The organism is Neorhizobium tomejilense, assembly GCF_964254135.1.
Classification (GTDB): domain Bacteria; phylum Pseudomonadota; class Alphaproteobacteria; order Rhizobiales; family Rhizobiaceae; genus Neorhizobium; species Neorhizobium tomejilense.
In genome coordinates, this window is sequence record NZ_CAXUSO020000002.1 from 824,346 (window position 1) to 848,018 (window position 23,673).

Annotated in this window: 22 protein-coding genes; 8 read left to right on the forward strand and 14 right to left on the reverse strand. The window is 62.3% G+C overall.

Annotation, left to right across the window (positions count from 1 at the left end; translation table 11 throughout):
- Positions 1 to 186: 186 nt before the first annotated feature.
- From ACSQ3G_RS26665 to ACSQ3G_RS26690, 6 genes are all read right to left on the reverse strand, one after another.
- Entirely contained in the window at positions 187 to 1,029 is an 843-nt protein-coding gene (locus ACSQ3G_RS26665; protein ID WP_247138470.1) for a p-hydroxycinnamoyl CoA hydratase/lyase, read from the reverse strand.
- A 26-nt stretch (positions 1,030 to 1,055) separates the two neighbouring features.
- Complete coding sequence (locus tag ACSQ3G_RS26670) at positions 1,056 to 2,498, reverse strand: NAD-dependent succinate-semialdehyde dehydrogenase (protein ID WP_436112389.1); 1,443 nt, start codon at positions 2,496 to 2,498, stop codon at positions 1,056 to 1,058.
- Positions 2,499 to 2,702: 204 nt separating this feature from the next.
- Positions 2,703 to 4,844 carry an acetate--CoA ligase family protein gene (locus ACSQ3G_RS26675; RefSeq protein ID WP_436112390.1) on the reverse strand — a complete coding sequence of 714 codons (2,142 nt, stop codon included), beginning with the start codon at positions 4,842 to 4,844 and terminating at the stop codon, positions 2,703 to 2,705.
- A 12-nt stretch (positions 4,845 to 4,856) separates the two neighbouring features.
- A complete protein-coding gene (locus ACSQ3G_RS26680; RefSeq protein WP_046599283.1) occupies positions 4,857 to 5,720 on the reverse strand; it encodes a p-hydroxycinnamoyl CoA hydratase/lyase in 864 nt (287 codons plus the stop codon).
- A 114-nt stretch (positions 5,721 to 5,834) separates the two neighbouring features.
- The gene (locus ACSQ3G_RS26685; RefSeq protein ID WP_436112391.1) at positions 5,835 to 6,563 is read right to left on the reverse strand and encodes an SDR family oxidoreductase; all 729 of its coding nucleotides are present in this window, start codon (positions 6,561 to 6,563) and stop codon (positions 5,835 to 5,837) included.
- A 26-nt stretch (positions 6,564 to 6,589) separates the two neighbouring features.
- The gene (locus ACSQ3G_RS26690; protein ID WP_436112392.1) at positions 6,590 to 7,381 is read right to left on the reverse strand and encodes a helix-turn-helix transcriptional regulator; all 792 of its coding nucleotides are present in this window, start codon (positions 7,379 to 7,381) and stop codon (positions 6,590 to 6,592) included.
- A 124-nt stretch (positions 7,382 to 7,505) separates the two neighbouring features.
- Here ACSQ3G_RS26690 and ACSQ3G_RS26695 point away from each other — a divergent pair, with 124 nt between their 5' ends.
- On the forward strand, positions 7,506 to 8,039 hold the full coding sequence (locus ACSQ3G_RS26695) for a VOC family protein (protein ID WP_436112393.1): 534 nt from the start codon (positions 7,506 to 7,508) through the stop codon (positions 8,037 to 8,039).
- 326 nt (positions 8,040 to 8,365) lie between these two features.
- Here ACSQ3G_RS26695 and ACSQ3G_RS26700 read toward each other — a convergent pair whose 3' ends face one another.
- Positions 8,366 to 9,544, reverse strand: a complete 1,179-nt coding sequence (locus ACSQ3G_RS26700) for an alpha/beta hydrolase family protein (RefSeq protein ID WP_436112394.1) — start codon at positions 9,542 to 9,544, stop codon at positions 8,366 to 8,368.
- Between the two features lie 80 nt (positions 9,545 to 9,624).
- Complete coding sequence (locus ACSQ3G_RS26705) at positions 9,625 to 10,845, reverse strand: FAD-dependent monooxygenase (protein ID WP_436112395.1); 1,221 nt, start codon at positions 10,843 to 10,845, stop codon at positions 9,625 to 9,627.
- 470 nt (positions 10,846 to 11,315) lie between these two features.
- On the opposite strand from ACSQ3G_RS26705, the gene ACSQ3G_RS26710 reads away from it, so the two are divergent.
- From ACSQ3G_RS26710 to ACSQ3G_RS26730, 5 genes are all read left to right on the forward strand, one after another.
- Entirely contained in the window at positions 11,316 to 11,762 is a 447-nt protein-coding gene (locus ACSQ3G_RS26710; protein ID WP_172724165.1) for a tripartite tricarboxylate transporter TctB family protein, read from the forward strand.
- Between the two features lie 3 nt (positions 11,763 to 11,765).
- Positions 11,766 to 13,271 (forward strand): tripartite tricarboxylate transporter permease, encoded by a 1,506-nt coding sequence (locus ACSQ3G_RS26715; protein ID WP_105404306.1) that lies wholly within the window; start codon positions 11,766 to 11,768, stop codon positions 13,269 to 13,271.
- Between the two features lie 36 nt (positions 13,272 to 13,307).
- A complete protein-coding gene (locus ACSQ3G_RS26720; protein ID WP_436112396.1) occupies positions 13,308 to 14,291 on the forward strand; it encodes a Bug family tripartite tricarboxylate transporter substrate binding protein in 984 nt (327 codons plus the stop codon).
- 72 nt (positions 14,292 to 14,363) lie between these two features.
- A complete protein-coding gene (locus tag ACSQ3G_RS26725) occupies positions 14,364 to 15,341 on the forward strand; it encodes a Bug family tripartite tricarboxylate transporter substrate binding protein (protein ID WP_105422491.1) in 978 nt (325 codons plus the stop codon).
- Positions 15,342 to 15,424: 83 nt separating this feature from the next.
- The gene (locus ACSQ3G_RS26730; RefSeq protein ID WP_436112397.1) at positions 15,425 to 16,408 is read left to right on the forward strand and encodes a Bug family tripartite tricarboxylate transporter substrate binding protein; all 984 of its coding nucleotides are present in this window, start codon (positions 15,425 to 15,427) and stop codon (positions 16,406 to 16,408) included.
- A 103-nt stretch (positions 16,409 to 16,511) separates the two neighbouring features.
- On the opposite strand, the gene ACSQ3G_RS26735 is transcribed toward ACSQ3G_RS26730, so the two are convergent.
- The 6 genes from ACSQ3G_RS26735 to ACSQ3G_RS26760 all read right to left on the reverse strand — a co-directional run bounded on the left by ACSQ3G_RS26735 (position 16,512) and on the right by ACSQ3G_RS26760 (position 22,165).
- Positions 16,512 to 17,324: a class II aldolase/adducin family protein gene (locus ACSQ3G_RS26735; RefSeq protein WP_105404302.1), complete on the reverse strand. Its 813-nt coding sequence runs from the start codon at positions 17,322 to 17,324 to the stop codon at positions 16,512 to 16,514.
- A gap of 26 nt (positions 17,325 to 17,350) precedes the next feature.
- A complete protein-coding gene (locus ACSQ3G_RS26740; protein ID WP_436112398.1) occupies positions 17,351 to 18,304 on the reverse strand; it encodes a 2-hydroxyacid dehydrogenase in 954 nt (317 codons plus the stop codon).
- A 129-nt stretch (positions 18,305 to 18,433) separates the two neighbouring features.
- Entirely contained in the window at positions 18,434 to 20,032 is a 1,599-nt protein-coding gene (locus ACSQ3G_RS26745; RefSeq protein WP_436112399.1) for a thiamine pyrophosphate-dependent enzyme, read from the reverse strand.
- A 179-nt stretch (positions 20,033 to 20,211) separates the two neighbouring features.
- Positions 20,212 to 21,441, reverse strand: coding sequence for an amidohydrolase family protein (locus ACSQ3G_RS26750; RefSeq protein WP_105435057.1), 1,230 nt, complete (start codon positions 21,439 to 21,441; stop codon positions 20,212 to 20,214).
- 36 nt (positions 21,442 to 21,477) lie between these two features.
- Positions 21,478 to 21,813, reverse strand: a complete 336-nt coding sequence (locus ACSQ3G_RS26755) for a hypothetical protein (RefSeq protein WP_436112400.1) — start codon at positions 21,811 to 21,813, stop codon at positions 21,478 to 21,480.
- On the reverse strand, positions 21,800 to 22,165 hold the full coding sequence (locus tag ACSQ3G_RS26760; RefSeq protein ID WP_046668926.1) for a Rieske (2Fe-2S) protein: 366 nt from the start codon (positions 22,163 to 22,165) through the stop codon (positions 21,800 to 21,802). Before ACSQ3G_RS26760 ends, ACSQ3G_RS26755 begins: the two co-directional genes overlap by 14 nt.
- Before the next feature lie 94 nt (positions 22,166 to 22,259).
- Here ACSQ3G_RS26760 and ACSQ3G_RS26765 point away from each other — a divergent pair, with 94 nt between their 5' ends.
- A complete protein-coding gene (locus ACSQ3G_RS26765) occupies positions 22,260 to 23,066 on the forward strand; it encodes an IclR family transcriptional regulator (protein ID WP_436112401.1) in 807 nt (268 codons plus the stop codon).
- Positions 23,067 to 23,164: 98 nt separating this feature from the next.
- Positions 23,165 to 23,644, forward strand: coding sequence for a MarR family winged helix-turn-helix transcriptional regulator (locus ACSQ3G_RS26770; protein ID WP_436112402.1), 480 nt, complete (start codon positions 23,165 to 23,167; stop codon positions 23,642 to 23,644).
- The last annotated feature ends 29 nt before the right edge of the window (positions 23,645 to 23,673 follow it).

Sequence of the window (23,673 nt, forward strand, 5' to 3'; positions counted from 1 at the left end):
CCCCCTTGAGGGGGAGATGTCACCGGAGGTGACAGAGGGGGCTGGCGCCGTGAACTCAACTGCAGAAGAGCGTGCCGCGGCACCCCCCTCTGCCCTGCCGGGCATCTCCCCCTCAAGGGGGGAGATCGCCTTGCCGCATCGCCCCATGCCTCTATCAGCTTCATGCGCTCTGAAGCACAGACTCCCTCACTCCTCGCGCGTATACGCCCCATGCCCCGGACGATAGGTCTTCGTGTCAAGAAACTGCGACAGCCCCTTTTCGCGGCCCTTTTCAGGATCGACGAACGTCGTCTGGTCGGCTTTGGCGGTCAGGTATTCCGCCGACTCCTCCCAGGTCATCTCGCGCACATACTTATAGGCCATGCGTGCCTGGCGGAGCACGGTCGGGTTCTTTTCGAGGAGCACGCGGGCGATCTCGACGGTGCGCTCGCGAAGCTTGTCGGCCGGCACCGCCTCGTTCACCAGGCCAAGCTGCTCGGCCATCTTGCCGCCGAATTTTTCACCGGTCATGACGTAATACATCGCCTTGCGGTCGTTCATCAGCGTCGAGATGGCCTTCGAGACGACGCCGCCGGGGATGACGCCCCAGTTGATTTCCGATAGGCCGAACACCGCATCTTCGGAGGCGATCGCCAGGTCGCAGCAGATCAGCGGCGTGAAGGCGCCGCCAAAACACCAGCCGTTGACCATGGCGATGGTTGGCTTGGCGTAGTGCATCAGCAGGCGCCACTGCCAGGCGCGGGTCGAGCGGTAGGCGCGCATGCGCTTGACGTCCGACACACCATCGGTGGCGCGGAAGAAGTCCTTGAGGTCCATGCCGGCTGAGAAGGCATCGCCCTCGCCGGTGAGGATGATCACGCCGGCGCGGTCGTCGATTTCAAGCGCGTCGAGCACCCGGATCATGTCTTCGGCAAGACCGACGCTCATGGCGTTGCGCTTGTCCGGGCGGTTCAGCTTCACCCAGGCAATGCCGTCCTCGAATTCGACCTTGACGTTCTCTCCGCCCAGATCGCTTGCTTCAATGGTCATCATGTTCTCCTAAAAGGTCCGGGACCTTATGACAGGCTGGTCATTTTGGTGACGAGATAGGCATCCATGCCCTCGGTGCCGCCTTCGGAGCCGTAACCGCTCTGCTTGACGCCGCCGAACGGCGTTTCGGCCATCGAGATGAAGTTGTTGTTGATGCCGACCATGCCGGCCTCGAGCGCGTCGCTGACCATCGCCGCGGTCTGGCTGGACCGGGTGAAGGCATAGGAGGCAAGGCCGTAGGGCAGCCGGTTGGCCTGTTCGATCACCTCGTCGAAGGAGGTGAAGCGGGCAGTGACGGCGACAGGGCCGAAGGGCTCGTCATTCATGATGATCGCGTCCTGCGGCACGTCGGCCAGCACCGTCGGCTGGAAAAAGTAGCCGCGATTGCTGCCGCGCTCGCCGCCGGCCTTCACCGTGGCGCCACGCTGCACTGCATCGGCGACCATGCGCTCCATCGCCGGCACGCGACGGCTGTTGGCGAGCGGTCCCATCTGGCTCGACGGGTCGAGACCGTCGCCGACCTTCAGGGCCGAGGCCGCCTTGGCAAAGCCGTCGACGAACTTGTCGTGGACGCTGTCATGGACGTAGAACCGGGTCGGCGAGATGCAGACCTGACCGGCATTGCGGTATTTCGCGTGCACCATGACGCGGATGGCGTGGTCGATATCGGCGTCCTCGAAGATCAGCACGGGGGCATGGCCGCCGAGCTCCATCGTAGCGCGCTTGACACCGGCTTTCGCGGCGAGGACGGCGAGATGCTGGCCAACGGCGGTCGAGCCGGTGAAGGTGATCTTGCGGATGCCGTCTGCGGCGATCAGGTGTTCGGAAACGTCCGCCGGCTTGCCGTGCACGACGTTCAGCACGCCGTTCGGCAGGCCCGCATCCTGCAGCGCCCGGGCGATCTCGAGCACGGTCGCCGGCGTCTCTTCCGAGGGTTTGATGACCATGGTGCAGCCGGTCGCAAGCGCGGCCGAGATCTTGCGGGCCGGGATGACACCGGGGAAATTCCAGGGCGTGAAGCCGGCGACGGGGCCGACGGGTTCCCTGGTGACCATCCATTTAACGCCGGGCACGCGGGCCGGCACGATCCGGCCATAGGAACGGCGGCCCTCGTCGGCGGTCCAGTCGAGGATGTCGGCCGAGATATGGACTTCCGGGATCGCCTCGGCGAGCGGCTTGCCCTGGTCGAGCGCCATGCGCCGGCCGATTTCGTTGGCCCGTTCGCGCAAAATGTCGGCTGCCTTGCGGATGATCTTGGCGCGGTCGAAGGCGGTCGTTGCCTTCCAGGCCTTGAATTCACGGGTCGCGGCTGCCACGGCTCGCTCGAGATCCGCCGTAGTTGCATGCGGCAGGGCGCCGATCGGCTCGCCGGTTGCCGGATTGATGACGTCTTCCGTCATCCGGCCTTCCGCGCCGAGCCACTCGCCATCCACAAAGAGCTTCAATTCACCATAGGATTGGGTCTGCATCACGGTTTCCTCCCTCGTGATAGACTGACAAATATTGGGCGTCCCACCCCCTCACCCGGCCTCCGCTCCGCTCGGCCACCCTCTCCCCGCTGGGGAGAGGAGGATCTGAGACATTGCGGCAATTCGCCTTCTCCCCTCGGGGAGAAGGTGCCGGCAGGCGGATGAGGGGGCTACACCCCAAAATCTCAGCGAGGGCTTACGCCCTCACTGCACCACGAATAGCGCGTCGAGAGCCAAAGCCCCGTCCCCCTCGCCATAGACAACGAGCGGATTGATATCGACCTCGACGATCTGAGGCTCCGAGCGCATCAGCGCGCCGAGCTTGACGACCACGTCGGCGATTGCTTCGACATCGCGCGCCGGCTGGCCACGGAAGGCGCCGAGCAGCTTCGAAGCCTTCAGCTTGCGGATTTCGGCGATCGCCCGCTCGCGGCTGATATCGGCCGGCAGCAGGCGGGCATCGGCGAGAGCCTCGATCCAGACGCCGCCGAGGCCGACCAGCACGACCGGACCCCATTGCGGATCACGTCTGGCACCGACCACCATTTCGAGGCCCTGGCGCGCCATGCCCTCGATCAGCACGCCGTCGAGCTTCAGGCCCGGCTTGTGCTTGGCGATGCTGGCATACATCTTTTCATGCGCCGCCCGTAGCGCCGGCTCGTCGGCGATATTGACGATGACGCCGCCGACATCGCTCTTGTGGGCGAGTTCGGCTGCCTGCGCCTTCATGACCACCGGATAGCCGACATCGGCTGCGATCGTCGCGGCTTCGTCGGCGGACTTGGCCAAAGCCCCCTTGGGGATATGGATGCCGAGATCGGCAAGGATACGCTTGCCTTCATACTCGACCACGAGACCGGAGGGTGGCAGTTTGGCGATCCGTCCACCTTCCGGGGCGCGGTCCTTGGTGGCGGCGAGCGCCGCCGCATAATTCATCACCACCGCCATGGCGCGCATGGCGCGTTCCGGCGAGCGGAAGAACGGGATCCCGCTGTCGCGCACCGCCTTCATGAAGGTCGGGTCGAGCGGGTAGTCGTCGCCGACAATGTTGAGGATGACGGGCTTTGTCGCGGTCGCGGCAACCGGGATGATGGCATCCGACTTCTTGATCTGCATCGGCGGCGAGCCGCCCGCGTGCGACAGGAAGACGATGCCCACATTCGGATCCTTCAGCATGGATGCCGTGGACGTTCCGAAAATACCAGGATTGGAGAAGCCGGTCGTGCCGATGTCGAACGGGTTGTCGACATGGACGTAAGGCGGCACTTGCGTTGCAAGCTCGGCATGCACCTCGTCTGACAGCGTCGCGATCGGCAGGCCGACGCGTTCGCAGAAATCGAAGCAGAGGCCGCGGATGGCGCCGGAATTGGTGACGATGCCCGCCTCGCCCGGCGGCGGCGACGGGTAGCGCGCCAGGATGGCGGTGACGTCGAACAGTTCGTCGGTGGTCTCGACCAGCGCGACGGCCTCGTTGCGCACGGCCGTCTGCATCAGCGCATGGTCGCCGGCAAGCGCGCCGGTATGCGATTGCGCCGCCTGCTTGCCGCGCTCGCTGGAGCCCGGATGCAGCATGACGATCGGCTTGCCGAGCTCGCGGGCACGCCGCGCAACCGCGAGAAACTTTTGGGGGTTCTTGACCTGTTCGACATAGACCGCGACGACCGCGTTGTCCTTGTCCTCGATCAGCCAGGCGACCAGATCCTCGGCGGCGATCACCGCTTCGTTGCCGGTGGCTATGACGTAGGAGACCGCGATGTCGCGGGAATGCATGGCGAAGCGAATATTGGCCGCCGTCGCACCGCTCTGGGCGACGATAGCCACTCTGGAGCGCTCGCCGACGCCGCGCAGGTCGACCGGCTCGAAGGTCAGCGGAACGCCGTCCACATAATTGGTATAGCCCATGCAGTTGGGTCCGAGCATGGCCATGCCCGCCTTGCGGCAGATCTCGGCAAGCTCATCCTGCTGGCGGCGGCCTTCCTCGCCTGCTTCGGCGAAACCGGAAGAGTAAACGATGACGCCCGCCACATCCCGATCGACACAGGCAAGAACCGATTCCTTGATCGCCACCTGCGGCACGATGAGAATCACCACGTCGACGCCATCAGGCAGATCGGCGATGGTCTTCACGCAGGCGCGGCCGTTGATCTCGTCGCGCGAACGGCTGACGAGATGCAGGTCGCCTGTATATTTGAAGAGTTCGAGATTGGCGAGCACGCCGCCGCCGATCGAAGCGGGATCCGGCGACGCGCCCACGATCGCGATCGATCGTGGGCGCAGCAGACGGTCAAGATCGAACGGCTTGGCCGGATCGAGCGCCTTGGGAGTGGTGGTCATCGTATCAGCCATGGGAGCCACTTCTTAGTCGCGACGGTAGGCACCGAGGCCCGGGCGGAAGGATTTCTCGTCCAGGAACTGACTCATGCCGGTATTGCGGCCGTTTTCCGGGTCGCGGAGCTCCGTCTGGTCGGACTTCGCCATCAGGTATTCGCCCGCCTGTTCCCAGGTAAGATCGCGGGTGAAACGGCAGGCGGTCTTGGCCTGGCGCAGCACGAAGGGGTTCTTGCCGATCAGCGTCATAGCGAGCTTGCGGGTCTCGGCCTTCAGTTCGTCCGGCGAAACGGCCTTGTTGACCAGTTTCATGTCGGCAGCCTGCTGGCCGGTGAAGGTTTCCCCGGTCATGATGTAATACATCGCGTCGCGGAAGCTCATCGTCTCCAGCACCGACTTGGTGACGATGCCTGCCGGGATGATGCCCCAGTTGATTTCAGAAAGACCGAAGATGGCGTCTTCCGAGGCGATGGCCAGGTCGCAGCCGACCAGGAACTGGAAGGCGCCGCCGAAACACCAGCCGTTGACCATGGAGATGGTCGGCTTCGGGAAATACATCATCCGGCGCCACTGCCATGCGGCGTTCGCCCGGAACAGGCGTTCGCGCTGGATCGGCGGCACCTTGTCGGTAGCGCGGAAATATTCCTTGAGGTCCATGCCGGCCGAGAAGGATTCGCCGGCGCCGGTAACAACCATCACCTTGCAGCGGTCATCTTCTTCCAGCGCATCCATGATCGCGTTCATTTCCCAGACGATGCCCGGGTTGATGGCGTTGCGCTGCTTCGGACGGTTGAGCGTCACCCAGGCGATGCCCTCGTCGAAATCCACGGTAACATATTCGCCCCACTTGCCATTGTTCTGGCCGGCGGCAGCGGATTCGGTCTGGTTTTCCATAGCAAATTCTCCCTACTGGGGAAATGGATATCAGGGACCCGAATATGCGTCAAGCGGCTTTCAATCTCAGGCCTGGCGAAAAGAAAACCGTTTGACGTCGTGCTGAACCGATACTTAACCGCGGCCGAGGAACGGCATTTCGACCGGCAGGATGATGCTTTCGTAAAGGTTCACGTCGTCCGGCAGCGTCGCCATCAGCACGACGATCCGCGCCACATCCAGAGGCATCATGGTTGCGGGCCGGACCTTGTCGGTGATGCCGGGAACCAGCGAGCTGACCGTCGAGCCCGGATGTACCACGGAGACCGCAATGCCGTGCTCGCGGCCATCGACGGCGAGCGAACGGGTGAGGCCTTCGAGCGCGAACTTGCTCGCGGTATAGGCGGCGGTATGGCCGCGCGGAACCTTGGACGACAGGCTGCCCATGTTGATGATCCGACCGCGCTTCTGTTCCTGCATGAGGACAAAGGCGGCGCGGCTGCAATAAAAGACAGAGTGCAGGTTTGCCCCGATCACCTCGTGCCAGCGCTCGTTGGTGAGCTTTTCGACCGGCGTATGGTCGGCAATGCCGGCATTGTTGATCAGGATGTCGAGCCGGCCATATTTCTCCTTCACCGTGGCGAACAGCTTTTCGACCTGTGCATCATCTGTGACATCGGTCGGCACGACGAACGCGCGGCCGCCTTCGGCCTCGATCTCGGCTGCCAGTTTTTCAAGCTTGTCGGCGCTGCGGGCGGCAAGCACGGCGACGGCGCCCTCAGCGGCAATCGCCTTGGCGATGCCCCAGCCGATGCCCGAGCTAGCGCCGGTGACGATGGCAATACGGTCCTTGATCGAAATCATCTGAAATCCCTCCTCGAAATGATGCGTTAAACGCGCGAAATTCCTTCATAAAGCGCTTCGAGCCCGCGCCGGTCGCTGACCCCGAGCTTGCGATAGGCGCGCTGACGGTAGGTGACGATGCTCGAAAGCGCGAGCCCGACCTTTTCGGAAATTTCCCGATGGGTGCGGCCAAGCAGCAGGCCGGCGGAAACCTCCGCCTCACGGCCCGAAAGTGCAAACCCCGCCTGCAGCAGGCGCCCGGCGATCTCCTGTTGTGGCGGATGCAGTGGCGCCGTCGGCGGCCGGCCCCGGAGCCGCACGTGCTTGACGACCATGGCCATCAAGAGCGGCGCGGAGGCTTCCAGCCGTTCGACGGCGGAGAGCGGGAACGGGCCGCTTTCGCGGGTGCGATAGAGGCTGGCGAAGATCCGCGGTTCCTCCGAGTGATAGATGGTCAGGCGTTCGAGCACATGGGCACGCTCGTAACAGTCGCGGCGGTATTCGGGGTCGCGAATGCCATTCCAGGCCTGGCGGATGACCTGCACCTTGGCAAGTCCGGGGCCTGCGTTCAGCATCTGGCGGGTCACCCGGTCGCGCAGCCAGTAACGGCGGGCATAGTCGAGCGAGGCGCGCTCGGCAAAGCCCGGGATGGTCGAGTGATAACCGCAGGCGAAGAGATAGGTGAGCGATCCGTCTTCCTCGGCCTGGAAGGCGGAACAGAAATCGGTGCCGGCGATGCCGCGCAGCGTTTCCAGCAATTTTTCGGGGAAGCCGGGCTCGCCGACTTCGTCCATGAGGGCGGCCATGACGGTCACGTTGTCTCCATCAAGCGCAGGCATTGACGCCTCCAGGGTTGAGAATAAATCCGTCGTGGGCATGTCCACCTGCAAGGTGGACATGGGAGGGTCGGCAAGGGCCTACCATCACGGCCAATGCAACAAGCCTGGATATGGAGGAACCACCATGGTTGACGCACCAAAGCTTCGCAAACTCTATCACTTTTCCTACCCCTGCCGCGATGGCGAGGAGACCCGCAAGTTCTACGAGGACCTGCTTGGCCTGCCGCTGGTCAACTGCATGACCGCCGACAAGGTGCCGTCGACGGGCGAAGAAAAGCCCTACGCGCATTTCTTCTTCGAAATGGGCGACGGCTCCTACATGGCCTTCTTCGACCTCGGCGAAAACACCATGCCGCTTCCCTCGCCGAACACGCCGGACTGGGTCCAGCACTTCGCGATGGAAGTCGATTCGGTCGAGGAGGTCCTGACGTTCAAGAAACGATTGCAGGATGCCGGCGTGAAGACCACCGACGTCATCGACCACGAGTTCATCAACTCGATCTACTTCTTCGACCCGAACGGCTTGCGTCTCGAAATCACCGCGCGCACGGAAGAGCCTGGCTATCTGGAACAGGCCGCTTCGGAAGCTCATGACGCGATGAAGGGATGGATCCAGAAGAAGGCCGGCATGATCGCCAGGAAATCGGCTGCGGCTTGAGGCTTGGCCTCTGCCTTTGAGAGAGAAAGCAGTCCTCTGACGAGGACTGCCCCCCTCACCCCGCCTCCGCTCCGCTCGGCGGACCTCTCCCCGAGGGGAGAGGATACCCAAGACGCTACGGCATACTTCTTCTCCCCATCGGGGAGAAGGTGCCGGCAGGCGGATGAGGGGGTGCGCGGCCAGGTATGATCGCCTTGTTTGCAAGGCATATGCAGGCGAAACACGCACACCACCGATCCAGCCTGGACGGTGGTGCTTTTCTTTGAAGCTCACGGTCAAACCTCCCGATGGTCCGGAGCCCGCTCCCGGCGAACGCCGGACTGCTCTCATGCCAACAACCCCTGCCGCTTGCTCCAATCGATCACCCGGTCGATGCAAGCCTTCAGAAGCTCCGGCTGGCCGAGGTAATAGTGGGTCGCGTGCGGGATCGTCATATATTCCTTGTTCTCGGTGGCGAGCGCCGCCCGGATGGTCGGATTGTGGGTCGCCGGGACAGCCTCGTCGGCATTGTTCTCGATCTGCAGCACCGGCGAGCGCTTGATCAGCGCCGCGTTCATCGGCCCCTTGGCATTCGACAGGTCGTAGCTCCACTGGGAAAGCCACGAACGCAGCGTCGTGAAGCGGGCAAGACCGACCGGGCCGACATTGACTGTGCGCGGATCGCCCATATAGCTCTTGCCGATCGGCCGGTCGTTCGGGTCGATGGTGCCGTCGAACCAGCGCACGTCGCACATGGTGCGGTGGACGATGAAGGCGCGCTCCTGTTCGAACGAGCCGCGGCGCTTCAGCTCCGCCAGCATGTCGAGCGCCCAATGGGTGATCTTGCGGTTGCGGGCGACTTGGGCGGCCCGGAACCGCTGGATGAATTCCGCCGAATAGGGTGGCTGGTGCGGGCAGTCCGGCGAATAGATGTCGAATTCCGGGTCGCGGAGATCCGGGTCGAGTTCGTCGAGAACCGACGGGTCGAGCCATTCGGTCAGCGTTTCGGCACGCGACAGGTGGGCGGCGATGAAGATCACGCCGTCGGCGGGCTTCAACCCCGCTTCGACGAGGTTGACCTCGTCGCCGGCCGGCGTGTGGGTGATCGTCGGGTTCTCGGCCTGTGCCTGGTAAAAGAGCGACAGTGAGCCGCCGCCCGACCAGCCGACCAGAACCACCTTCTCGTAACCGAGTTCGCCACGGGCATGATCGAGCCACTTGCCGAGGTCGATCGCCACCTTTTCCATGATGAGAGCGGTGTCGTTCTTCGGATAACGGCTGGCGGCGCAAAGCACGTGCAGGCCGGCATCGGCCAGCGCCGTCGGCATCGGCAGGAGCTGCAGCGTCGAGGTTGGATGCATGAAGACATAGACCGTCTTCGACGGCGCGCCGGTGCCACGCAGAAGCTGGCCCTCGAGATTGACCCTGCCCGAATTGCCGGCAAAGCCGTAGGTCTCGGTATATTTCGCGGTCTCCGGAAAGGAGACGATCAGCGGGATTCGCTGCCATTCCGCCTTGGTGGTCATGATGTCCTACCCGTTATGCTTCGCCCGCTCGGCCGGTAACCCGGCGAACGGGCTTTCGAGATTAAATTGTGATCGCGGCCTCAGGCGGCCGCTTCTGGCGACCTGGTTCCCGCCACGACCGGCACCGAGGTGGCATCGTAGGTGAACAGCCATTCGTAGCGCTGCTTGACCTTGTCTTCCTGCCATTCGGCATTGACGTAATCCTCGGCGAGCTTCGGATCCTTCAGCGCAGCATTGTGGAAACGGCTGAGATTGCCTTCGGCGCCGCGGACGATCTTGCCGGTGCGCTCGACGCGGGCCGCCTCGTAACCGGCAAAAGCCGCTTCGTAGTTGCCATTGTTCTCGGCAAGCGCCCGGGCGAGCACGAAACCGTCCTCGATCGCCATCACCGCGCCCTGGGCGAGGAAGGGCAATGTCGGATGGCATGCATCTCCGAGCAGCGTCACGCGGCCGCGGGTCCAGTCGTCCATCGGCGGCCGCAGCATCAGCGCCCACTTGTAGGGCACGTCGATTGCCTTGATCATCGTGTGGATGTCCTCGTGCCAGCCTTCATAGTCGGCAAGGCACTCTTCCACGGTGCCCGCGACCGACCAGGATTCGACCTGCCAGTCGGCGCGCTCGACGACCGAGACGTAATTCATCAGCTTGCCGCCGCGCAGAAGGTACTGGATGACGTGGCCGCCAGGACCGATCCAGTTGGTGCCGACCGGCCGCAGCATGCGTTCCGGCAGGCGCTCGACCGGGATGACGCCGCGCCAGGCGACGATGCCGGTGAATTTCGGATCGTCTCGACCGAACAGCGTCTCGCGGATCTTCGAGTGCACCCCATCGGCGCCGACGACGATATCCGAAGTGGCGGTGGTGCCGTCGGCGAAGGTGATGGTCGCGCCCTTGTCGTCCTGGGTTATCCCGACGCATTTCTTGGACAGCTTGATCGCATCGGGCTTGATGCGACGCACGCCGGCTGCCAGCGTCTGGTGCAGGTCGTTGCGGTGGATGGTGATATAGGGGAAGCCGTAACGCTCGATGGAAAGCGGGCCGAGGTCAAACAGTTTCCAGGTCTGCCCGGTATTCCAGAGACGAATCTCCTTGCCCTGCGCCTGTGAGGCGATCGACATGATGTCTTCTTCGAGCCCGAGCGAAAACAGAACCCGCGTGCCGTTGGCGCTGACCTGAACGCCGGCGCCGACTTCTTTCAGCTCGACCGCCTGTTCGTACACGTCGACGTCAAACCCCTGGCGGAGCAGCGACAATGCCGCCGTCAGCCCGCCAATCCCTCCTCCCACGACAGAAATCTTCATTTTTTTATCCTTTGAAATTCTGACGGACAATCTCTCCCGACGCGCATGCGCCTGTCAACTATTTTTGATAAAGTATAATTGACTTTGTTCAAAACCAATTTCATATCTGCCCGCCGGAGCTTTCGGACAAGCCCTTGGGAGACGGCGGCTGCAATTGAAAGTTTCAATCCACAGATCAAAAACAGGAAAGGATGTCACGAAATTACACCTTGGATATCTGGCTTCCTGATATAAATGCGATAGGATCGAAAACGGCGGGCGGCTGTGGTATCTGATCGACAAGGGAGACTACGGAATTCGATTGACTGACAAGAGAAATACTCTTGTATATAGTCAAATCTAGTTGCCTATAGACGAATTCAGGGCTGCGAATTCGAGGCGCGGCCCGAGGAACATGCATAATGACGGTTTGGCCGGCGCCCAAGGGGAGCCAGACCGGTTCTCATAGTCGGGTTTTCAGGGAGGAAACCATGGTCATCAAAAGTCCGCAGGATTTCGGCGCGGGCATCTTGTTCATCCTTTTCGGCGCGGTCGGCCTCTATGTCGGGTCGGACCTCACCTTCGGTTCCGCCCGCAACATGGGCCCTGGCTATTTCCCGATGATCATTTGCGGCCTGATCGCACTGATCGGGCTGATCGTCACGGTAAAGTCGCTGGCGATCGAAGGTCCGGCCATCGAACGCATCCAGCTCCGCCCGATCGTCTTCATCCTGCTGGCGATTGCCGCCTTCGGCATCCTGATCGCTGAAATCGGCGCGGTGATCTCCTCGATCCTGTTGATCATGTTCGCTGCCTATGCACGGCGCGACGTCAAACCTGTCGAGACCGTCGTCTTCGCGGTCACCACGGCGGCGTTCGTCGTTATCATCTTCGTATACGCGCTTGGGCAGCCAATGCCCGTCTGGTGGGGCAGGTAATCCATGGAAGTCTTTGAACACCTCGCAACCGGCTTCATGGCTGCAGGCTCGCTCGAGAACCTGATGTTCTGTCTGATCGGCGTCGTGCTCGGCACGCTGATCGGCGTTCTTCCAGGCATCGGACCCATTCCCGCGCTGGCGATCCTGCTGCCGATCACGTTCGGGCTCGATCCGCTTTCGTCGCTGATCATGCTGGCCGGCATCTATTACGGGGCACAATATGGCGGCTCCACCACCTCGATCCTGGTCAACATGCCGGGTGAAGCTTCCTCGGTGGTGACCTGTATCGAGGGACATCAGATGGCCCGCAAGGGCCGCGCGGGTGCGGCACTCGCGATCGCCGCTCTCGGCTCGTTCTTCGCCGGCACGATCGGCACCGTCTTCATCGCCGCCTTCGGTCCGCCGCTCGCTTCGATCGCCCAGCAGTTCAATTCGCCGGATTATTTCGCGTTGATGTTGCTCGGTCTCACCATGGCGATCGTTCTGGCGCACGGTTCGGTCCTGAAGGCCGTTGCCATGGTCTTGATCGGCCTGCTGCTCGGCCTTGTCGGCACCGACATCAACACGGGTCTTACCCGCTATACCTTCGGCCTTTCGGGCCTGTGGGAAGGCATCGACTTCCTGCCGCTGGTTCTCGGCCTCTTCGGTATCGTGGAAATCATCCGCAACCTCGAGAACCCGCCGCCGCCGCGCGAAGCGATCAGCACCCGTATGCGCGACATGTGGCCGACCAAGAAGGAATTCAAGGAAGCCTATCCGGCCGCTCTCCGCGGCACGGGCCTCGGCTCGCTCCTCGGCATCCTGCCGGGCGGCGGCGCGGTTCTTGCCTCCTTCGCCAGCTATACGCTGGAAAAGAAGATTTCGAAGAACCCGCGCAAGTTCGGCACCGGCGCGGTCGAAGGTGTCGCGGGTCCGGAAGCAGCTAACAACGCCGCTGCCCAGACCTCGTTCATCCCGCTCCTGACGCTCGGCATTCCGTCGAACCCGATCATGGCGATCATGATGGGCGCGATGATCATCCAGGGCATCCAGCCGGGTGCGGCGGTCATGACCACCCGCCCCGATCTCTTCTGGGGCATGGTCGCCTCGATGTGGATCGGCAACCTGATGCTCGTCGTCATCAACCTGCCGATGATCGGCATTTGGGTGAAGCTGCTGTCGGTTCCCTACCGCCTGCTCTATCCGGCGATCCTGCTGTTTTGCGCAATCGGCGTCTACTCGACGAGCACCGAGCCGTTCATGATGGTCCTGATGATCGTCTTCACGGTCTTCGGCTACATCCTCTTCAAGCTCGGCTGCGAGCCCGCGCCCATGGTGCTCGGCTTCATTCTCGGCCCGCTGATGGAGGAAAACCTGCGCCGTTCGCTGGTCATCTCGCGCGGCGATCCGACGATCTTCATCGACCGTCCGATCTCGGCCACGCTTCTCGTGGCGACGGTCCTGATGCTTTGCCTGATCATCTTCCCGCAGTTCCGAAAGACACGCGAGGAGGCGTTCCAGGAGGAATAACGGACGTTCTGCAACGGTTTTTTGGAGGAGGAGCCAATGACTGAACAACATTTGAAACTGACAAGACGCACCCTGATTGCGGCGGCTACGATGGCCGCCGTTCTCCCCGGTGTCTCGTTCGCACAATCGGGCTATCCCAATGGTACGATCACCTTCGTATGCGCCTTTCCGGCCGGAAGCGGCGCCGATATTCTGGTCCGCTTCTTCTCCGAAAAGGTGGCGGCCGTTTCAAAGCAGACGGTGATCGTCGAGAACAAGCCGGGCGCCAACGGCAATATCGCCGCCGAATATGTCAGCCGCGCCAAGCCGGACGGCTATACCGTCTACGTCCATTCGGGCACCTCGACCGCGGCCAACATGTCGCTGTTCAAGAAACCCGCGATCGACGTCACCAAGGCGCTGCGAGGGGTCCAGTTCATCAACAAGCAGCCCTTCATGATCGCGGTCGCGGCGGATAGTCCGATCAAGGACATGAAGCAACTCACCGAGCACCTGAAGGCCAAGGCGGGCGACGCCACCTATGGCTCGACCGCGACCTCGGGCAAGGTTCTCGCCGAAGTCTACCTACAGCTGGCAGGCGTCTCGGCGACCGAAGTCGCCTACAAGACCGGTCCGGATTCCCTGAACGACATCACCAGCGGCCAGCTGGATTTCGCGGCGCTCGACCCGGTCTTCGCGCTCAGCCAGCAGCGCGAAGGGCGCCTGAGGCTGCTTGCGGTCGGCTCGCCGCAGCGCATGAAGTCGACGCCCGAGATTCCGGCCATCAAGGAATATGGCCTCAATGTCGACCAGCTTGGATGGTGGGGTGTGTTCGTGCCGGCCAAGACGCCGGACGATGTCGTTCTGAAGCTGAACGCACTGTTCCGGGACGTGCTTGACCAGCCGGAAACGGAAGCCTTCCTGAATAAGTTCGGTGGGGACGTCTTCAAAGGTACGCCGAAGGAGGTCGACGAGCTTCTTGCGAAGACCGTCGAGGAGTGGCGTGCCTATGTGGCGCTGGCGAAGATCCCGCAAAACTGAGGCTTGTTCAACGGGCTTCACGGAAGCTTGCTACGGGAATGACTGGGGCGTTCAAGGGAGGAACTTGTACCGATGACCACTGAAATCTCACGCAGAAACCTGATGATGGCGACTGCCGCGGCCGCCACGCTCGCACCCTTTGGTGCGTTCGCGCAGGGTGCTTATCCGAATGGCCAGATCACGTTCGTCTGCGCCTTCCCGGCCGGCTCGGGCGCCGACGTCCTGGTCCGCTTCTTTGCCGACAAGTTCGCCAAGGTCGCCGGCCAGACGGTGATCGTCGAAAACAAGCCGGGGGCCGCCGGCAACATCGCCGCCATGTACACCGCCCGTGCCAAGCCGGACGGATATTCGATCTACGTCCATTCCGGCACCTCGACGGCGGCCAACATGTCGCTGTTCAAGGCGCCGCCGATCGACGTCGTCAAGGAGCTGCAGACCACCTCCTTCATCAACAAGCAGGCCTTCATGTTCGTCGTGGCTTACGACAGCCCGATCAAGGACATGAAGGAGCTGACCAAGGTGCTGAAGGAAAAGGGCAACAACGCCAGCTATGCAACGGCTGCGACGTCCGGCAAGGTTCTCGGCGAAATCTACAAGCAGGTCGCCGGCGTCGATCCGGTCGAAGTCTCGTTCAAGGACGCCAAGGATTCGCTCAACGACATGCTGAGCGGCTCTCTCGACTACGGCGTCCACGATCCGGTTTTCTCCCTGTCGCAGGCCAACGAGAAGCGTGTCCGGATCCTTGCGACCGGTTCGCCGATCCGGCTGAAGTCGCTGCCCAACATCCCGACCGCCAAGGAACAGGGCTATGACATAGACCAGCTCGGCTGGTGGGGTTCCTTCGTTCCGAAGGCGACGCCGAAGCCGGTGGTCGACAAGATCAACGCGCTGTTTAACGAAGTCCTGGCCCAACCCGATACCGTCGCCTTCCTCGCGAAATTCGGCGGTGACGTCTATGTCGGCACTCCAGACGAGGGTCAGGCACTGCTCGCCAAGACCGTCGAGGAGTGGAAGACGTATGTGGCCATGGCCAAGATTCCGCAAAATTAATCAACCGATTCGAAAGACCCTCTCGCCATAGTGCGGCAGGTTCTTTCGCAGGGACCCTTACGAACCGCCATAGGAGATGAAAAGTGACAAAATGGCTTAAGAAGATCGCGCAAGCCACCGCCGCCATGGCGATGCTGGCGGTCGCACAGATTGCAAACGTTACCCCCGCCCAGGCCGCCTATCCGGAGCAGACGATAACCTTCGTCTGCGCCTTCCCGGCCGGCTCCGGCGCCGACGTTCTCGTCCGCTATTTCGCGGACAAGGTGTCCAAGGTCGCCGGCGCCACGATCATCGTCGAAAACAAGCCGGGCGCGCTCAGCAACATCGCCGCTGAATACACGTCGCGCTCCAAGCCGGACGGCTACACGATCTTCGTCCATTCCGGCAACTCGATCGCCGGCAACATGTGGATCATGAAGAAGCCGCCGATCGACGTCGGCAAGGACCTGATGACGATCGCGACCATCAACAAGCAGGCCTTCATGATCGCCGTCGCCAAGGACGCGCCCTACAAGGACCTGAAGGAACTGACGGCTGCCATGAAGACAAAGGGCGATGGTGGCTCTTATGCCGTCAACGCCACTTCGGGCAAGGTCATGGCCGAAGTCTACAAGCAGAAAGCCGGCCTCGAGACCGTTTCGGTCCAGTACAAGACCGCCGCCGATTCGCTCAACGACATGACCAGCGGCGCAATGGACTTCGGCTCCTACGATCCGGTCTTCGCCCTCGCCCAGCAGCGCGAAGGCCGCTTCCGTCTTCTCGGCGTTGGCTCGCCGGAACGCATGAAGGGCGCTCCGAACATTCCGACCCTGAAGGAACAGGGCTTTGACGTCGACCAGCTCGGCTGGTGGGGTGCCATGGTTGCCAAGGGCACGCCGGAAGACATCACCACCAAGATCAACGGCTGGTTCAATACCGTCCTGCAGGCGCCGGAAACCCAGAAGTTCCTGGCCGACCAGGGTGGCGACCCCTACATCTCCACCCCGGCCGAAGCCCAGGCTCTGATGATCAAGACGATCGCGGAGTGGAAGGACTACGTGGCCATCGCCCAGATCCCGCAGCAGTAAGACCTGCTGAAGCAAATAAAAAGCCGGCGGAAACGCCGGCTTTTTCGTTGCGGAGAATGAGAGGAAAGACCGCCAGTTCCCCGCACGCCGTCATTTCAGGATGTCAGTCCCGATAGCTCGGATCGATCCGATCCAGCTTGCGCAGCATGGCCGGCCATTCTTTCAGTCCCGGCTTGGCCGGAGACATCTCGTACATATGCGCGGTTAGCTCGGCGATCTTCTCTGCCGGAACGGTGAGACCCTGCGGCTGGGCGGCCATGGCGGCGAGCTGCGCGCGGGCGGCCTTTTCCAGCCAGAAGGTCCACACGAACGCCTCGCCCACACTTTCGCCCGATGTCAGCGTGCCGTGGTTCTTGAGGATCATGTTCTTGTGCGGGCCGAGATCGTGGATCAGCCTTTCCTGCTCTTCCATATTGAGGGCCAGGCCCTCGTAGCCGTGATAGCCGATGCGGTTGTAGAAGAACATCGAATGCTGGGAGAGCGGCAGCAGGCCGCAATCGAGCATGGAAAGCGCCATGCCTGCCTCGGTATGCAGGTGCATGACGCAGTTGAGCTCGTGGCGAGCCTTGTGCACGGCGTGGTGGATGACGAAACCGGCACCGTTCACCGGATAGTCCGACTTGCCGATGATCTTCGCCTCGTGGTCGATCTTGACGAGGTTGCTCGCCTTGATCTCGTCGAAGGCGAGCCCGAACGGGTTGATCAGGAAGTGATTGTCCGTGCCAGGGACGCGAGCCGAGATATGCGTGTAGATGAGATCGTCCCAGCCGTAGAGTGCTGCGAGACGATAGGCGGCGGCGAGATCGACGCGGACGGCCCACTCCTCGTCGGTGACCGAAGCGCGGTCGAACTCGGTGATGACTTCGCCGGATTGGTCCTGTCCTGCCAGTCCGATGACGTGACGTTGAAATGCCATTTGAATTCCTCCCTAGAGTTCAAAAGCTACAGTTCAAAAGCCCAGATCGCGATCGGGACCACCGGCGTCGGCAGCGGCGTTCCCTTGAAAAACGCGTCGACATTCTCGATCAGCAAAAGGGCCATGGCGAGGCGGGTTTCCGCAGTGGCGCTGCCCTGGTGCGGCGTCATGATCACATTCGGCATCCACAGCAGCTTTTCCGAAACCCTCGGCTCGTTGGCGAACACATCCAGCGCCGCAAAGCCGAGCTTCCCGGTCCTGAGCGCCTCCACCAGCGCCGCCTCGTCGACGATCGAACCGCGCGAGACGTTGACCAGCGTACCCTCGGGTCCGAGCGCCTCCAGCACTTCGCGGTTGACGATTTTCCTAGTGTCCTCGCCGCCGCGGCTGGCGACAATGAGAAAATCGCTCTGCTTCGCCATCGCGACGAGATCCGGCATGTAGGTATAAGGGACAGGTTTCTGCCGCGGACCATGATAAGAAACCCGCATGCGGAAAGCGGAGGCGCGTTCTGCAATCGCCGCGCCGATATTGCCGAGCCCGACGATGCCGATCGCCTTGTTCTTGAGCGACCGGCCGAGCGGGACCTTTGCCGCGATCGTCGTCCATCGGCCGTCGCGAATATATTGGGTCTGGGGCACGATATCGCGGGCAGAAGCCAGCATCAGCGCCATCGCGAGATCGGCGACATCCTCCGTCAACAGCCCCGGCGTATTGGAAATGCCGATGCCGCGCGACTTGATGGTCGGCATATGGATCGAGTCGATGCCGATGCCGTAACAGGCGACCAGCTTCAGGTCGGGGAATTTGGCGAGTACATCCGCGTTGGCGCCAACGCCGGGATCGGTGACCAGCGCCTGCACGCCCGGCATCTCGCCGCCTGCAGCGACCTCCGCGACCGACATTTGCCGCCCGCCCATGCCTTCGAGCGTCGAGACCACCGAAGCCGGCAGGACCGCCGTCAGCACAACGATACGCATGGTTTTCTGATCTGATGACACGGAAACGAAGCCCTCCCCGGCTCGAATTCTGGTGTCCGACTTTATACGGCTCCCTGCCATGACGATAGGCATTTTCGTCGATGTCGAACGGAATTCGTCATCGACGGATCAGCCATGAATGAATTTCCAGGGGCTGACTTCGTTTTCGATCGACAGCGGCACTTCGATCAGCCACGGGCCGCCGCGAGCGATCGCGGTCTCGATTGCGGCGCGGAGATCCTCCGGCGCATTCACTCGGGCGAAATCCACATGGAAGGCGGCGGCAAGCTTGTCGAAATCCGGGTTCTTCAGTTCCGAGCCGATCAGTCGTCCCCCGAAAGCTTCGCTCTGGTCGCGCTTCACGTTGCCGAAGGCGGAGTTGTTGAAGACGACGGTGATGACGTCGATGCCGTATTGGGCGGCGGTCGCCAGCTCCTGGACGGCGAACATGAAGCCACCATCGCCGGCGATCGACACCACCGGCACGTCCGTCCGGGCAACCTTGACGCCAAGCGCGGTCGGAAAGCCGAAGCCGAGCGTGCCCTGGAAGCCGGTCGAGATGAAGGTGCGGGGTTCGTAGACCGGATAGCAGTACCAGGAGGCGAAACCGGACTGGCAGACCTCCTCGACGAGGATGCCGTCATCCGGAAGGGCTGCGCGGATCGCCTGCAGGTATCCGTAATGCGGCGAGATTTCCTGGATGGCTTGCGCCGTTTGCGCGCGTGCCTTTCGGATGGCTTCCTGCCAATCGTCGGAAGGCGTCCGCGGCTTGAGTTCGGCAAGCAGCGCCGTGAGGGAGGTCTTCGCGCGGCCGAGCACGCCGAGGGCCTCCGGTGTACGGATCAGTTCCTCCGCGTCGATTTCCAGCCGCACCACCGGCACGTCTGCTCTCGGCTTCCAACGCCAGCTCGGCACCTCGAGCCGGGTGCCGACACCGATGACGCAATCGACCACCGGCCAGAGCTTTCGCGCCTCGGCGATGGTGAGGCCGAGTTCGTGGCGGTTGGAGACCACGCCGCGTCCGGAACGAAAGCCGACCACCGGCGCATGCAGCATTTCCGCAAGCCGCAGCACCTCGTCACAGGCCTCGAAGGCGCCAGGCCCGACGAAGATCATCGGCCGTTCCGCCCGGCCGATCGCCGCTGCCGCCTCGCCGATGGCGACATCCGCCACCGGGTCCGGATGGTTTTCGAGCGGTCGGGCGATCTCGAATTCACCCTCCGCCACGAACTGCTCCCAGGGCATTTCGACCGTTGCCGGGCCGGGCTTCAGGGAGCGCATCTCGCGAAACGCATGGGCGATGGCGGCCGAAGCGTCCGCTGCCCTGTCGGCGCGTTCGGCAGACTTGGCGATGCCGGCGAGAACGGCGCGCTGGTCGCGCATCTCGTGCAGATGGCCGCGGCCCTTGTCGAGAAACGCGGTCGGTACCTGCCCGGTCAGGCACAGAACCGGCTCGTTGCAGCCCCAGGCAGTCAGGAGCGCGGCGCCGGTGTTGAGCACGCCCGGCCCGGGCACGACGGAATAGACACCGGGATTGCCCGAGGCGCGGGCGTAACCGAACGCCATGTAGGCGCATGTCTGCTCGTGCCGCGGCGTGATCACCCGCATGCCGTCGCGCTGAAAGGCGTCGAACAGGCCGTAGAGCTGGGCACCCGGTATGCCGAAGACGGTATCCACATCGTGGGCGCGCAGTGAAGCGACGATGGAATCGCCTCCGGTGATGGTCATGTTGGAATGTCCTTTTTAGACGAAGAGGAAGCCCATGAAAAACTGTGGCGGCGCTGCGATCTTAACCCTCCCCCTTGTGGGGAGGGTGGCCGGCAGGCGGGAAGGGTTTTTGATGCGGAGCGAAGACCCCTCCCCAACCCCTCCCCACAAGGGGGAGGGGCTCTACGCACCCTCCCCGCCTACAAGGTCTTGCGCGGCGTCGGGTCCAGATTGAACAACTTTGCCGCATTCAGCCCGAGGATATTCCGTTTCGCCTGTTCGCTCAGGAATGGCAGGTCGTAGATTTCCTGCGGCAGGTCGAAATCGAAATGCGGCCAGTCGGATGCAAACAGGAGTTGGCTCTCGGCGTTGATCATCTCCAGCGTCAATTGCAGCGCCTTCATGTTCACCGTTTCCATCGGCTGGGTCGTATACCAGCAGTTTTCACGCATATATTCGCTCGGCAGCTTTTTCAGCTGCGGCGCTTCCGACGGCCGCATCAGGTACTGGTCGTCGAGCCGCTGCATCAGGAAGGGGATCCAGGCGAGCCCGCTTTCCACCCAGATGCTTTTCAGTTTCGGGAAACGCTCCGGAATACCGTTCAGGATCCAGTTGGTCATGTGCACCATATTGCACCAGACGAAGCCAAGCGCATGCATGCCGAGGAAGCGGTTGATGGTCGACAGCGACTGATCCTGCCAATGATAGGCGGCATGGAAGGCGATCGGCAGGTTGCGCTCCTCGAGCATCGCATAGACGCGCATGTAGTCGTTGTGGTGCACCGGCTTATGGCGGGTGGACGGAACGCAGAAGCCGATGACACCCGGCTGGCCGGCGAATTCCTCGATGGTGCGTTCGGCTTCCTTGGGCACGTTGAACGGCAGGTAGGCGAGCGTCTTCAGCCGGTCGTCCTTGGAGAGCACCTTGTCGATCAGCCAGCGGTTATAGGCGCGGCCGAGATAGACCTCCATTTCCGGCTGCGGATGTAGCCCGAGCGTCAGCATCGGCGTCGGGAAGAGCACCATGTAATCGACGCCGAGCGCGCTCATCGCCCGGCGAGACAGCGTCACGTCGCGATGTACGCCGTCATCGACCTGTTCGCGAATGCCGGCCTGGTGCGGAATACGACCGCCGACATCCTGGTATTTCAGGCCCATGTCGCCGTTCAAACCGTAGGAGGCGGTGCCCATCTTCTCGTCGTGGAAGAGCATCGCCTGGTGGCGGATGACCGGGTCCTCGATATATTGCACCAGTTCATGCCAGGAAATCGTCTCGGTGTGGTGGGCGTCCACGTCGCAGATCAGCCAGTCCTCGAAACCGCGCTTCCTGGCCGCCTTATTGGCATGCGCGAGGATGTCGCGCGTATCGGTGAAGACATCGATCTGCTGCACCGGCAATTCGCGGGCGCGATCCTTGTTGGAAATATCCATGTTCGCTCTCCTCAGGCGAAAGAGTGGATTTATGCCTCAAAGTTCATCCGGCCTGCGCCGGTACCAGAGTGCCAGTTCCATCGGCCCGAGATGCAGGGCGCGCAGGACTTCCGAGACCGCGGAGAGCGCCTCGGTGGCGGTCACCGTCTCGTCGCGGGTGCCGGTCAGCGGTCGGAACGTGCGTTCCTCGCCATCGCTCTTGGCGACGTAGAGCCGGATCGCCGCCGTCATCATCCGCGCCACCGCCTCGTCGGAGACGCGCGATGCTTCGCCGTTTTCCAGCAGTTCGGCCGTCGCCTTCTCGATCTCGGCAGTTGCGTCCTCGATCCAGCCATAGGGGTCGTTGCGTAATGTGGGTTCAGAGGACGACATAGACCTGCCCCTCCCGGATCGCCAGTTCGGCACGGTGAAGGCGGTATTTGGCCGGCCCGGCGTTGCGGCCTGTCTCCAGGTTGAATTCCCAGCCATGCCACGGACAGGCGACGTGCATGTTCTCTTCATTGTATTGAAGCGTCCGCACCTCCTGCCTTTCATCGACGGGTTCGATGACTTGAGGATAGATGCGTCCCTGACAGATCGGGCCCTGACGATGCGGGCACATGTTGTGCCAGGCATGCAGAGCGCCTTTTACCCGAAAAATGCCGATTTCCCGCTCCCCGCAGGCGACGACCTTGCGGCCGCCATCGGCGATCTCATCCTCCGAACAAACCAGATATTCCGCCAAGGTCTCCTCCCTATCCTTCGCGTCGATTTCAATATTCTTGAAATCATTCAGTTATATTGTATAAAGATGAATGAGGACGTCAAGCGGAGAGGTCATGGACGCGTCGGTAAAACAGAAAACGGCAGGCAAGGGCCCGGAAACCAAGGGCGCTGGCATCCAGTCGCTTGAAAAGGGACTGAAGGTGCTGACGGCAATCCAGCATGCCGGCCGCGCGTTGCGGCTGAACGATATCGCCGCTGCTGCCGGGATGACGCCCAGCATGGCGCATGGTTATCTGGTCAGCCTAGTGCGCACTGGTTTTGCCGCACAGGACCGGCTGTCCGGCCTTTACGATCTCGGCGATTCGGCGCTGCAGCTCGGGCTTGCCTCGCTTTCGCGCACCGATTTTCTTAGCCTTGCGCGTGCGTCAATCTCGCAGCTTGCCGCCGAACTCGGCGAGACGGTGACCCTGGCGGTGTGGAACGGCGATGCGCCTGTCGTGGTCGACAAGATCGAGGGCCGCTCCGACAGCGTCTACGAGATCAAGGTCGGATCGCTTGTACGCCTCTGGCCGACCGCGACCGGCCGGGTCTTCATGGCCAACCTGCCGAACGTCGAATGGGAACACCACCTGCGCGCCATGATGCAACAGGATGGCGAAGCGGAGGCCTCGGCCGCGCGTTTCATAACCGAACTCACGGATGTCCGCCGCGAAGGTTATGCCGCAACGCTACCGTCCACGGTTCCGAATTTTTCTGCCGTTGCCGCTCCCGTCTTCGATCACCGGGCGCACCTGAAAGCGGTCATCACCGTACTCGGCCGCCAGGATGGCTTCGATATTACGCCTTCGGGCCTGCCGCTGACCGCCACGCTGCACGCTGCCAGATCCCTGTCGATGCGGCTTGGCGCCTCAGTAAGTTGAGGGTTTCGTGCAACCCGGCTTGTGCGGCTGCATTTTCTCCGCTACCCCGCTCATATAACCGTTTTGTAGAAGGTCGCCGCATCGTGATGGCTGAAGACATGAAGCCCGAAGAAGCAAGCACCAGCGACTGGGTGATGCAGCAGCCCCGGGCAATCTACTTCCTGAACCAGGCAAATCATGCCGTGCGCAGCCGGCTGGAGGCCGCACTGTCGGCGCTGCAGATGACTGGAATCCAGTATACGGTGCTGAGCGTGATCGGCAGCCGCGAAGGCCTCTCCTCGGCCGAACTGTCGCGCCGTTTCTTCGTGACGCCGCAGACGATGAACGAGCTGATCGGCGGGCTGCAGCGCCGCAATCTCATCACCCGCAAGGAGGATCCGGCCAACCGCCGTATCCTGCGCATGAGCCTGACGACCGAAGGCAAGCGGATGATCAAGGCCTGCGATGCAGCCGCCGACGCCATCGAGCGCGAAGTGTTTTCGTTCCTGCCGCAGGAAAGCTACCAGCAGCTCCGCGACCTCTGTCGCCTCGTCGCCCGCAATCTTCGCGAACGCGACGAACCCTCCAAGGGTGAGTGACAAAAGCCTCGCCCCCGGCGAAGCCTCGT